Below are 12,620 nucleotides of genomic sequence, written 5' to 3' on the forward strand. Positions count from 1 at the left end.
CCCTCCCCTCAATACTAACCATTGGTTATATAGTAACCAATGGTTAGTATTGAGTCAATATACATGCATTTTTTGGATTTTCTCATTAATCCAATTTGAAATATAGATCCCGAAACTGGACCTCTTCATCAAACCTTCCAGAATTACCTTCAAAGATCATGTAAAAAAGGCGTTACCATGAGCATATTCCGAATAGGAATACTCGATGACAACACCTTACATTTTGATAAATTTAAATAAATTCTTATTTCTATCAACCTATAATATCCCTTCTATTATAAAAGACGAACCCCACAATCATTAAAGCCACCGCAACAATTATCAACATGGAGACCGTCATAACATTCATCTCCTCCACTGGAATCCGTGGAATATACCCAAATGGTGTGAGTTTACTCATCCAATCGGGTAACTGAAGTAAACCTCCAAGATAAACGACAACAAATGAATAAACAAAAAATACCCAAGTGAAGCCTGTGAATTGAGGAAATAAGCCTACCAATAATACAGCAAGGCCAATCATCGTCCACATGGCTGGCAAATAAACAAACGCTGTTTCTAATATTGTACTAATCGGAATAGCATTATCCATTACTCTAGTACTTGCAGACCATAATCCAATTACTGCCAACAATAACATCCCCAAGCTAATAACCATCGATATTACAAAGTAACTTCCGATTACCTTCGTTCGTGATACTGCTCGACTTAGTAAATGCTCCGTATGATTCTTCTTCTCCTCACCCTTTAACTTGAAAATTGCCATAAGTGAAGGAATCGTACAAAACATTGCCATTACCATCATTAACACAGGAATAAACTGTTCTATTAATGAAAAACCTTCCACTGGTTTTATTAAAGCATCCATTATTTCTATATCTTTATAAAATGATTCCAAGTCCCCCAATACAGAGCCATAAGAAGCACCTAATATAAATATCCCAATTCCCCAAGCTATTATTCCTGTACGTTGGATTCTTAGAGCGAGACCAATCGGACTTTGCAAAAAGGGCGATGCATGAATTCTTCCTGGCTTTGATGGAAGAAATCCTGAATTTAAGTCACGAATAGAGTTCAAATAGAATGCAAGTATTATTAAAAGCAACGCTAAACCAACCAATAAAAAAATCGGTGACCAGTAATTGTGCACATAAGCTTCGGTTTTCACTACAATTCCTAGTGGTGAAAACCAAGAGAAGGTTTCATTTCCAACATCACCTATTGCTCGAATTAAATATGAAAGAACTAGTACCCCAAAACCTAGCCCTATCGTCCCGCGCGAATTCTCGGATAGTTGTGCAAATACTGCAGTGGCTGCTGCGAAGAAAATTCCGGTAACACCTAAAGCTGCTCCATATAATAACGATCCTTCTAAATCCATACTCTCGATCCCTAATATATACAATCCAAAACCTATTAGGATTGACAACAACATATTTGTTCCAATAACAACTAGAACAGTTGCACTTAAATTCGACAAACGTCCTACAGGTAGGGAACGGACCATTTCAATCTGACCATCCTCTTCCTCTGTTCGGGTATGCTTTGCTACAAATAAAACGCTCATGATGGCCACGGTTATGGCTGTAAAAAGCAGCATTTGATGAGCCATCATTGCTCCATTTGTATAGTTATCTAAGCCATTACTAGGACCGACCATTGCTGTCATTGCAGGGTTCAACATAGTTTGTGCAATCGCCTGTCTTTCTTCCAAATTTTTGTACAAATTCGAAAATGCGGAAGCTGTGCTACATGTTATTAGTACTAATGCTACAATCCAAATAAGTATCCGTAAACGAGCCTGACGTAATTGAAATCGTCCGAGCATCCATGTATGTTTGAACTGCTTTTTTGACATCAGAGTGCACCTCCTGCTCCCTCGTAATGGCGCATAAACAATTCTTCTAATGTAGGTGGTGCACTTTCTAATCTCACAATGCCAAACTGGCTAATATGTCTAATTACACTATCCAAATATTCTGCATCTACTTGCAATGAAAGTGATTGATTCTTTTCTTCCATTGCATAAACCCCAATAAACTCACTTAATCCATGAATCGGTATTTTCGTTTCGACAAGTAAATTTGTTCGAGTTAAATGACGTAAATTATTTAAGGTACCTGTTTCGATAATTTTACCTTCACGAATGATCCCTACTCTGTCACATAATTTTTCAACTTCCGATAAAATGTGACTGGATAGTAGTATACTTTTCCCATCATCTTTGGCATCCATAACACATTCTTGAAATACTCTTTCCATCAGCGGGTCAAGTCCTGATGTCGGTTCATCTAATATAAATAAATCCGCATCTGATGCGAATGCGGCAACTAATGCAACCTTTTGTCTATTCCCTTTTGAGTACGTTCTACATTTTTTAGATGGGTCTAATTTGAACTTTTCAATCATTTCTTCGCGTCTGCTTTTATTTCCAGTTCCACGTAATTTCATAAATAGGTCAATTACTTCTCCACCTGTTAAGTTCGGCCATAAGTTAACATCTCCGGGCACATATGCAATTCGCTTATGAATATCAACAGCATCACTCCAGGCATCTAGTCCAAAAATTTTTGCTTCACCCTCAGTTGCCTTAATCATACCGAGTAGTAGACGAATAGTTGTGGATTTACCTGCCCCATTTGGACCGATAAAACCGTACACTTCCCCTTCATTCACATCGAGATTCACATAATTTAAAGCAGTAAACTTCCCAAACTTTTTGGTTAAGTTAGTCATTTTTACAATCGTCACGTTTCTTTCCCTCCCCTTACATGTGAAAACAGGTTCGCATCATGTAATAACTAAAAAGTATTCCTTTTCCGATTCCTTTACTATTTAATTCGTGGAAGCTACCCCAAAATCCTTTACCTAGATTGACCAATTGTTATAAGCTTATAATATTAGGAGTATCGAAAAAGGGGTGCGTTATATGAGTAAACTATTTCAAGTAGACTATCGAACTCCCATTGGGGTTTTGGAAATCGTCGGTACTGATGAAGCAGTCCATTCTATCCTGTTTGCAGAGCAAGGTGTGGTAGTACATTCATTAACGGAGGAAACTCCTACGGTACTTAAAGAATGCTACGTTCAGATGGATGAATATTTTAAAGGGGAGCAACGAGAATTTTCATTTCCTTCTATTAGCGTTGGTACAGAATTTCAAAAAAATGTGTGGAATGCTTTAACAACTATTCCTTATGGAGAAACTGGATCTTATAAAGACATTGCGATTAGCATTGGAAATGAAAAAGCGATTCGTGCAGTAGGAAGTGCAAACGGCAAAAATAAGCTAAGTATCGTAGTTCCTTGTCATAGAATTATCGGTTCTGACGGGAAACTAACTGGATATGCAGGTGGCTTGTGGAGAAAAGAATGGTTACTTGCGCATGAAAAAGGTATTACTAGACTTCCAATATGATTGGGGGGGTTTTTTTGATTCCGTTGCTGATTTACCCTCATTAGCGATATGGAATATGTGAAATTTTTATTGGTACGGTTGGATATCCAACATTTTTTAAATAATAGTTAAGGCTTCTTGCCGTGAACTCATTCGTTCCAGAGGGACCTACTGTTATTTGATTGATTGGGAGTTTGTTATCATTTTGCGTTACTTTGTTATGTGTTAATAATTCGATATAAGGCAAAATAATATTATCGCGGGCACGGAATTTCAATTCGTGTTGATAGGGCATGCTTTTGGAGTTTGTTACGATGATCCGCCATTCTTTTTCTTCGGAAAACGTAGAATGCTTAAAGAGAGGTAAGAAGTATCCAATAGTTCTTGCTACTTCTTTCGGTGTATATGCCGTTTTGTCGGCATTCATTTCTATACTAGCTAATGCAACTTCGATAATGCGATGAATAATTTGCTGTTGTAGTTGATGATTGTAAATTACTTTTCTTGGAAAAAAATTTTCTTCACTTAGATGAAAGGATACGTCAAAAAGAGCAACATAGTCAAAGCCAATAGATACACCATGTTTGCTACGACTATAGCCTCTCCATTGACTAAGTAAATCTTCTCTTTCACAAAAAGATACGACAAAAATATCGGTATCTTGTTCCTCTAAAATTGTAAATACTTCTTCCAAATAGGCACGCCTTGGATTTTCTTTCGGAAACTCCTGTATTAAGTTTTGTACAATCGCTTCACATATTTCTAAGCCGTGGCTATATTCTTTGGAATCATTCATAAACTTTATATGGGAAGCCCAAAAGGTTTTATTGCTAATAATCCCTTGGGCTCCTTCTAGATTCGTGTAATGATACAACGCCGTAATATTTTTCGTAAAATGGGTTTTGAACTCTTTGCTAATGAATGGAATAAGTGACCTTGAATCGATTGGGTGACTATTCATTTCTGATTCAAACTGTCCTTTCGACATCTTTAATCCTCCATTCTTGTAATTGCTCTGGCATCATCGTTTAATGTATGCTTTCATACTTCTAATAACCTCCGTGAAGTGACATACTGACCCGGAATATTAATCGTCACTTGAACAAATAAGGTCTCTTCAAAGTTCCAAATAGGAATAAATATACCCGGAGAAAGCATTCCATTCAAACCTTTACGTATCATAGGCAACTACTTCATGAGCATATTGAAAAGCTATGTGCATATTTTGTTTAGACTGTTCCTCTATTAAGTAAATTGAGGGCTTTTATTTTCAACTTCACTATTCGAACTTCTAAAAAGTTGGATCCATTTGATTAGTTCATTTGGTTTCATCGGTTTAGCAAAGTAGTAACCTTGTATTACTGGGGTTCTACATGCAGTCTTTAGAAACTCTAATTGCCCTTTTGTTTCCACTCCCTCAAAAATAATCGCTAATTCTAAAGATTCTCCGAGTCCTATAATTGCTTGAATAATAGAAGAGTCTTTTTCTGAGTGCGGTACTTCGTCGATAAATGACTTGTCTATTTTCAAGGTAGATATGGGTATTTGTTTTAAATAAGATAGCGAAGATACACCAGTTCCAAAATCATCGAGTGCTACGGAGAAACCTGCTTGGCGGAATTTACGAACTGCTTTCATCGCTTCCTCCATATTTTTCATAAAGCTTGTTTCGGTAATTTCTAACTCTATTTGCTGTGGTTTCGTCTTATAATTCGAAATAGTATTTTGCAAAACTGTAAATAACCTCGAGGAAGTGACATATTGACCTGGTATGTTAATCGCGACTTTCGGTAAGAACATCCCCTCTTTTTGCCATTCTGAAATTTGTTTACATACAGCATCCACAATCCAATCTGTTACCTCTACCATTCCATTATATTCTTCCAAAATAGGGATAAACACGCCGGGCGAAATAAACCCATGGGTCCGATGATTCCACCTAAGTAATGCTTCGAACCCAGTAATTTCATTTGTTTTTCCATTTACTTTTGGCTGGTATAAAAGAAAAAGCTCTTCTTCCTGCATTGCACGTGTAATATCTTCTGCGATTTCACGTTCGAATGTATATGTATGTATAGACGAATCATAATGGATTACGTCGTGATTATACAGGATCGATCGATGGTTTAATACAGCAAGTGCATTAGTATAAATATTTTCGACTTCCTCGTAATTATTTGCTTTCGATATTGCGCATACTGCTTGTAGTAAAACTTCCTTCCCGTGAACGACGAGCGGTTGACGAAGCACATCAGAAATACTATCCATTGATTGTTGTAAGTGAACATCAACTGAACTTTTTACCAAAAAACCAAATCTATGTCCTTCTATTCGGTAAATTTCCGTCTTGGGAGGTACTAGCGTTTTTAAAATAGAAGCAATATGCTGAATCACTTCGTCTCCAAATTGGTAATCATGCTCTCTATTTACATGATCTAAATCATGTATATGCCAAATAGCTAGATATTGTGGAAATTCAGGTTTTTTTAGTTTTAGTTCAAATAAACGTCGATTTGGAAGGTTGGTTAATATATCAAAATTCACTGCCTTATATTCTATATATTTATCAATAACAGTCGATAATATTAATATTCCAAGTAAAATAATCATTCCTATCGTAATATTAACTACTAGCAAATCCATATTAACCATCTGAAAAGTTCTGGAAGTTGGCGAATAGTAATCGGGAATATAAAAACCGATCGATCCTACACCAATGTAATGCATACTACCGACAGCTATGCTTAGTACAATAGAAGCTAATAGCTGAGTCAATCGAGTCCGTTTAACATTTCTATATATCCGGTTTGAAACAATTGAAAAAATAATAGTCGCAATTATTGCAAGTGATAGTACTCCTAAATTTACTGTATAATACGCTTCTGTTTTCATAGCAAGAATAACAACATAAAAGGTTATAACCGTTCCTATACCTGTTATTACACCTGGAATATGCTTATACCACGATGACCTGGTCGTTCGATTTGCTATATAAAATGAAAGAAATGAAGCGAGGAGTGCTGGAACAATAGAGATTACTGTTAGAAAACGATCGAAACGAATAGCAATGGGTAAAGTAAAGGCGAACATTCCTACAAAATGCATGGACCATATTCCAAAACCTAATGCAATGGCACCTAGTACAAACCACACGTTTTGAGGAAAAATAGTGTGATATTCCGTACGATTGTTCATCTCTAATGCTGTATACGAAGCGATACAAATAAGAAAGAATGACAAGATTACGATTGGTATAGAGTACTCAACATCCAGGCCGATTACATTCGATAGATCGCCATTTCGAAACACAATTGCCACCTCTTCCATTGGATAATTATACTAAAACTATACCATATTTTCGAAATACTCATACCAAAATATGTGTAAAGTACGAAGTGCTAATTGGGACAATAGTAGTTTCAAAAGGAAATCGAAATAGGCATTCTTACATTGATAACTTTTCAATGCAAGAACGCCATTTAGGTTAAACTACTCTATTTTCCGGTTCTTTGTCTTCTAATACGGCTTCAATATCCTCAGCATTCATCTGCATCATTGCCATTCTAGTATGAATACTAGCACTTCCAATATGAGGTAGCACCGTTACATTCGGTAATGTGAGTAATGGATGATCCATTGGCACTGGTTCTACTTCAAATACATCGAGTCCTGCCGCCCATATTTTATTTGTCGTTAGCGCTTCATACAAAGCTTGTTCATCAACAACACCACCACGTGCGACGTTAATAATGGCGGACGTTTCTTTCATAAGCTCCAATTCACGCTCACCGATTAACCCCTTCGTTTCAGGTGTTAGGGGAGTTAATAAAACAACAAAATCTGACTCTTGCAGAAGTGTGTCCAGTTCAACATACGTGAAGCCGAATTTTTCTTCTGCTTCCACTTTACGAGAACGATTGTGATACAAGACTTTCATTCCAAATCCTTTTGCTCGTCTTGCCACAGCTTCTCCAATACGCCCCATGCCGATAATTCCAAGCGTTGCACCAAAAACATCCATACCGGTTAGCCCCATCGGCGTCCATGATTTCCATTTACCTGCACGAAGATCACGTTCTGCCTCCGTCACACGACGTGCAGTAGCAAGAAGCAAGGAAAATGTAAGATCCGCTGTTGTTTCCGTTAATACACCTGGTGTGTTTGTTACGACGATACCACGCTCTTTTGCTGCTTCGACATCAATATTATTGTAGCCAACTGCTAAGTTACTAATTACTTTTAAGTTCGGTAGACTTTCCATCAATTCACGATCTACTTTATCTGAAAGCACCGTCCAAAGTGCATGTGCCTCTTTTGCTTCCGTTTTTAACTCCTCATATGTCATTTGAATTTCTTCACTATGCCACATCTTTACCTCGAATTTTTCTTTTAATGGATTTACTATTTCATCTGGTAATTTACGAGTGATAAATATTTTTTTCAAACCTTTTACCTCCATATATCTTAATGATTTAAGCATGGACGAGTTAATGAAATTTTTCAACTATATTTACAATAATATTTTCGTAGGGTATACTGGGGGCACATTTAAAAAACTACATACCGTTTTTCGCACTAGGGGTGCCCATTATGGCTGAGATGCGAGCATTTGCTCCGATCCCTTATAACTCGATCAGGATAATACCTGCGTGAGGAAGTGCGGTGACTTTCCGAATTTTTCATATTGGATAAGTGGCTGCATCTTCACGGATGTAGTCTTTTTTTATGAAAATTTATCGGGAGGTTTTTTATTATGCAATGTGGTTTAAGCCCTATCGTCGGATTTCGTTTTTCATTACATCCGATGACAAATGATTTTATTTCGGTGATTAAAGGAGCACTTCAAGAAACGGATACCTCGAATGTTTGGATGCATACAGATGATGTGTCGACAGTTATTCGCGGGAAACAGGTGCATGTGTTTAACGTCGCAAAAGCACTTACGCTACATGCTGCCAAAACTGGTGAGCACGTTGCGTTATCAGGGACTTTCTCTGCCGGTTGTCCCGGGGATACTTCAGGAGATGCGTATTTAGATAAAGGTGATAACGTCGCAAATACGGATACGACGAAGCAATACGTATCTTCTCAATTTGCACTATATCCAATGAATAATCCGAATTATATGGACGTCATTTACAGAGAAGTAGAACGTGCAAAAGAGCTTGGTGTCTTCAATGAATCCATGCATTATGCAAGCGGTATTCACGGAGATATACATGATGTGTTTGCATTTTATGAAGAGACATTTACGCACGCCCGTTCTGAAGAACATAAACACTTGGTCATGACAGTTTCGATGAGTATTAATAGTCCTTCGCACGGAGGTCTTTAATATGTTGAAATCTTGGAAGTTAAAAGAGATTGTTCTAATGTCTTTATTTTCTGTAGTGTTTGGAATCGTGTATTTATTGTTTGTACATGTTGGTAATATTTGGTCAGGTTTTATTGGTCCAATTGCGTATGAATGGATTTTCGGTATTTGGTTTATCGTCTCAATTATTTGTATGTATATTATTCGTAAACCTGGTGCTGCAGTCGTTTCGGAGACGATCGCTGCTGCAATTGAAGTTTTACTCGGCAATGCAGTTGGACCACGTTTAATACTTTCAGGTCTCGTGCAAGGTTTAGGGGCGGAAGCTGTGTTTGCTGCTACTCGTTATAAACGCTTTGATCTATGGGTACTGATGCTTGCTGGAGTCGGTTCTTCGGTATTTAGCTTTGTTTATGGGTACTTTTTAGGTGGATTTTCAGTGTATAGCACTGGATATGTGGCGTTAATGCTTGGCATTCGTATAGCAAGTGGGGCAATGATTGCCGGAGTAGGTGGTAAAGCAGTAGCAGATGGATTACTTGCCACTGGTTCTCTCCGTGGATATGCGATTTCACGCTCCAAAAAGGGTGAGGCTCGTGCATAAAATTATTCAATTTGAGCAAGTGAGTTTTCGGTATCCGGATGAGGAAAAATGGATACTTGAGGATCTTTCACTTACCGTTTTGCGCGGTGAACGGGTAGTTATCAACGGTCCAAGTGGATGTGGGAAAACAACTTTGCTTTATTTATGTAATCGATTGTATCCAGATAATTGCGATGGTGTTTTGAATGGTTCGATAAAAATTTTCGGGAAAGATAGCTCTTCTTTTATTCCCGGGGAAATAAATCACCGAATTTCTACAGTTTTTCAGGACCCCGACTCGCAGTTTTGCATGCAAACAGTCGAAGAAGAACTCGCTTTTACACTTGAAAATTTGCACGTGAGGCGAGAAGAAATGGAGAAAAGGATTTCTGAAGTGTTGACACTGACGGACTTGAGTGAGTTTCGCCACTCAGTTATCCAAAAACTTTCTGGTGGTCAAAAACAACGTATTGCTACTGCATGTGCGCTCATAATGCAACCGGAAGTGCTATTATTGGACGAACCGCTTTCTCATCTAGACCCATATACGGCTAAAAAGTATGTTGAGTGGTTAGATGAGCTACAGCAAAAGCGTTCGATGACCATAGTTGCTATTGAGCATAGACTCGATTTATGGGGAGATTTTTTTGATAGAAGCATTTCTTTAAAGGAAAACAAGGAGCCCCCTCCCTTTGACAAGAGAAAAAGTAGTAAACAAGACGACGTTTCTTTAGTAGTGAATAAAGTAAGCGCAAAGTCTTTTTTACAAGAAACTACTTTTTCGTTAAATCGGGGTGAGATAGCAGTGCTTGCCGGGCCAAATGGAAGCGGAAAGTCCACGCTGTTGAAAGCATTATGTCAGCTAATTCCTTCTAGCGGGTCTGTAGAGCCTAAGTTACTAGGGTATGTTCCACAGTCTCCTGAGTTTTTATTTCTAACTAAAAGCGTGCAAGATGAAGTTGGATTTGGCGGTGGAATAAATGTGGATGAAATGATGACTCGATTGCAGTTGTTCCCTATTGCGGATGCACATCCCTTTGCAGTGAGTCACGGGCAAAAACGTCGTGTGGCGATTGCAGCCATGCTCTCCGACGGTCGAGAAGTAATTTTAATGGATGAACCTACTTCCGGTCAGGATGCTGCAGCTTTAGCTGAGTTATTTCAATTGATTGATGAGCGTGCTTGCGAGGGAACGACATTTTTAATCGTCACGCATGATATGGAATTTGCATATTGTTTGGCGGATTCTGTGTTATTGATGAGGGATGGGTGTTTGACTGGGAAGTTTGAAGCTGGGGCTATGTGGAGTGATGAGCAATTGTTGTTGGACCATCATCTGCTTCCTCCGAAAGAGGTGATGCATCGTGAAGCATGCTTTGCATAAGATGAATCCATCCGTAAAGTTTTTGGCAATTACTGTTTGTATGTTCACGATGGCGTTTTTTTTCGATCCTTGGACGCCGTTTGTATTTTGGATTGCTGTGTTAGTGCTACAAGTTTTCTTAAGCCAGATTAACTGGAAAAAATGGTTGTTGTTTATGCTGCCGTTTTTCGTGACGGCTTTCGGTTACTTTTGGACGACGCTTGTTTTTGCCGAGGAGCAATCAGGACCTGTTGTGTGGTCTATTTGGAATATGCATATTACGGAAGTACAGTTAAATCATGCACTTTCGTTGAGTTTTCGGGTTTTAGCATTTTCTAGTTTGTCTTTATTATTTGCTTTCACAACGAATCCTGTGACGTTTATTTTAAGTTTAATGCAACAATTAAAGCTTTCTCCTAAAATTGCTTATGGTGTGATGGTCGGTTATCAGTTCCTTCCTGTTTTAAAAGATGAATTTGTGCAAATCCAACAAGCTCATCGACTTCGAGGTGCTGCTCAGGAGAAAAATGCTTTGCAGCGGTTGCTTGGTATCCGTCGTATACTAATTCCTATGCTTGCTGGTGCTGTTAGAAAGGCTGAGCGTGCAGCTTTTGCTATGGAAGCAAGAGGCTTTACGGGAGAGCGTAGAAGTAGTTATTTCCAAGTGATCTCGATTGGAAAAGTAGATGTAGTATTAGTCGTTTTGTTTTTAATTGTATTAGTTTTAAGCTGTACGAATGGGCTGTGGCTTAGTTAATATAGAAATAGATATTAACTAAGGGGTGATGAGTGTGTCTTTTGTTGCTTTACTTCGTGGGATTAATTTGGGCGCTAAAAATAAAGTCGATATGAAGTCATTAAAGGCGTTGTTTGAAGAAATGGACTATGAAAATGTGCGGACGTATATTCAAACTGGGAATGTGATTTTTGATAACGCAGCGTATGACATTCTACGATTGGAAAATGCGCTTCGTGAAACGTACGGCTTTGATATACCAGTCGTTGTCCGGTCAAATGAAGAACTAGAAGAGATTCAGCAACATCCCATTTTCTTGAAAGATCAAGTGTACGTCATGTTTTTAGCACATGAAGTTTCCGACGAGCAATTAGCATTATTAGATAGTTTAATAGATGATGAGTTTGTAGTATGGAATCGTCGAAATGTCATTATTAGCTTGTCGAAAAATTATCATCAGACAAAATTTACGAATGCTTTTTTTGAAAAGAAACTTGACATGGCATCTACCGCTCGAAATAAGAATACGGTAAATAAAATAGTGATGAAAATGTAATTGGTTTCCACCTTGTTTAGAGGTGGAAACTTTTTTAGTTGCTTTCAATGGTGAATTGGTTGCTTTCATTGTAGATTTGGTTGCCCTTGCTTCTTAATTGATTGCTCTCACTAGCCTGTTAGTTGCTCTTCACCATTTAATGTTAAAAGTTTAAAATACTTTAATGGGAAATCCAACTGGTCATTAGTTTTATTTATTCCAATCTATAATTATAATAAAATTTTCAAATGACTCACTTTAGGTTAAGCTTAAACTAGAACAAAACAAGGGGGATTTATCATGTCATTTATTTTTAAATCAATCGATCATGTTCAATTAGCAGCTCCTAAAGGTTCAGAAGCAATTGCAAAGCAGTTTTTTAGTGGAATACTAGGGTTTCAAGAAATCGAAAAGCCAGAGTCATTAAGAAAAAAAGGCGGAGTCTGGTTCACATTTGCAAATTATCAAATTCATATTGGCATTGAAGAACCATTTGCGCCCGCTAAAAAAGCACACCCAGCTTTTCAAATAGAAAATTTGGATGCGCTGAAAACACATTTAACGGAAAATGAAGTTAGCTACATTGTAGATACCGATTTACCAGGGGCTAATCGAATATATTTAAATGATCCATTTGGTAATCGGATTGAAATTTTAGAATGGAATAAAGTATAAAAATAAGCGCTTGATCA

General features: G+C 37.8%; 13 protein-coding genes and 1 riboswitch. Of the genes, 7 read left to right on the forward strand and 6 right to left on the reverse strand.

The features are described from left to right. Positions 1 to 253: 253 nt before the first annotated feature. Together FG383_RS11470 and FG383_RS11475 are read right to left on the reverse strand one after the other, a co-directional pair. Complete coding sequence (locus tag FG383_RS11470; RefSeq protein WP_142607528.1) at positions 254 to 1,858, reverse strand: ABC transporter permease; 1,605 nt, start codon at positions 1,856 to 1,858, stop codon at positions 254 to 256. Beyond that, complete coding sequence (locus tag FG383_RS11475; RefSeq protein WP_185907922.1) at positions 1,858 to 2,736, reverse strand: ABC transporter ATP-binding protein; 879 nt, start codon at positions 2,734 to 2,736, stop codon at positions 1,858 to 1,860. Before FG383_RS11475 ends, FG383_RS11470 begins: the two co-directional genes overlap by 1 nt. A gap of 193 nt (positions 2,737 to 2,929) precedes the next feature. Between FG383_RS11475 and FG383_RS11480 the strand changes: the two genes are divergently transcribed. Further along, positions 2,930 to 3,418 (forward strand): methylated-DNA--[protein]-cysteine S-methyltransferase, encoded by a 489-nt coding sequence (locus FG383_RS11480; RefSeq protein ID WP_142607530.1) that lies wholly within the window; start codon positions 2,930 to 2,932, stop codon positions 3,416 to 3,418. Positions 3,419 to 3,458: 40 nt separating this feature from the next. Here FG383_RS11480 and FG383_RS11485 read toward each other — a convergent pair whose 3' ends face one another. The 4 genes from FG383_RS11485 to FG383_RS11495 form a co-directional block, all read right to left on the reverse strand. After that, entirely contained in the window at positions 3,459 to 4,385 is a 927-nt protein-coding gene (locus FG383_RS11485) for a DUF2971 domain-containing protein (RefSeq protein ID WP_142607531.1), read from the reverse strand. A gap of 53 nt (positions 4,386 to 4,438) precedes the next feature. Next, a complete protein-coding gene (locus tag FG383_RS20920; protein WP_185907917.1) occupies positions 4,439 to 4,579 on the reverse strand; it encodes a hypothetical protein in 141 nt (46 codons plus the stop codon). Positions 4,580 to 4,642: 63 nt separating this feature from the next. Continuing rightward, positions 4,643 to 6,706 carry a bifunctional diguanylate cyclase/phosphodiesterase gene (locus FG383_RS11490; protein ID WP_185907918.1) on the reverse strand — a complete coding sequence of 688 codons (2,064 nt, stop codon included), beginning with the start codon at positions 6,704 to 6,706 and terminating at the stop codon, positions 4,643 to 4,645. Between the two features lie 175 nt (positions 6,707 to 6,881). Beyond that, positions 6,882 to 7,856 carry a 2-hydroxyacid dehydrogenase gene (locus FG383_RS11495; protein WP_185907919.1) on the reverse strand — a complete coding sequence of 325 codons (975 nt, stop codon included), beginning with the start codon at positions 7,854 to 7,856 and terminating at the stop codon, positions 6,882 to 6,884. A 108-nt stretch (positions 7,857 to 7,964) separates the two neighbouring features. Next, positions 7,965 to 8,070: riboswitch (TPP riboswitch) on the forward strand. Between the two features lie 80 nt (positions 8,071 to 8,150). On the opposite strand from FG383_RS11495, the gene FG383_RS11500 reads away from it, so the two are divergent. The 6 genes from FG383_RS11500 (at position 8,151) to FG383_RS11525 (ending at position 12,603) form a co-directional block, all read left to right on the forward strand. Further along, positions 8,151 to 8,732 (forward strand): YkoF family thiamine/hydroxymethylpyrimidine-binding protein, encoded by a 582-nt coding sequence (locus FG383_RS11500; RefSeq protein WP_142607534.1) that lies wholly within the window; start codon positions 8,151 to 8,153, stop codon positions 8,730 to 8,732. Between the two features lie 4 nt (positions 8,733 to 8,736). After that, positions 8,737 to 9,315, forward strand: coding sequence for an ECF transporter S component (locus FG383_RS11505; protein WP_246096978.1), 579 nt, complete (start codon positions 8,737 to 8,739; stop codon positions 9,313 to 9,315). Next, positions 9,308 to 10,678 carry an ABC transporter ATP-binding protein gene (locus FG383_RS11510; protein WP_246096974.1) on the forward strand — a complete coding sequence of 457 codons (1,371 nt, stop codon included), beginning with the start codon at positions 9,308 to 9,310 and terminating at the stop codon, positions 10,676 to 10,678. The genes FG383_RS11505 and FG383_RS11510 overlap by 8 nt, the downstream gene beginning before the upstream one ends. Next, positions 10,659 to 11,414, forward strand: coding sequence for an energy-coupling factor transporter transmembrane component T family protein (locus FG383_RS11515; RefSeq protein ID WP_246096975.1), 756 nt, complete (start codon positions 10,659 to 10,661; stop codon positions 11,412 to 11,414). Before FG383_RS11510 ends, FG383_RS11515 begins: the two co-directional genes overlap by 20 nt. A 34-nt stretch (positions 11,415 to 11,448) precedes the next feature. Then, complete coding sequence (locus FG383_RS11520; protein ID WP_185907920.1) at positions 11,449 to 11,949, forward strand: DUF1697 domain-containing protein; 501 nt, start codon at positions 11,449 to 11,451, stop codon at positions 11,947 to 11,949. A 279-nt stretch (positions 11,950 to 12,228) separates the two neighbouring features. Continuing rightward, the gene (locus FG383_RS11525; protein WP_142607537.1) at positions 12,229 to 12,603 is read left to right on the forward strand and encodes a VOC family protein; all 375 of its coding nucleotides are present in this window, start codon (positions 12,229 to 12,231) and stop codon (positions 12,601 to 12,603) included. Positions 12,604 to 12,620: the final 17 nt, after the last annotated feature.

It is taken from the genome of Psychrobacillus soli, assembly GCF_006861775.1.
Taxonomy (GTDB): Bacteria; Bacillota; Bacilli; order Bacillales_A; family Planococcaceae; genus Psychrobacillus; species Psychrobacillus soli.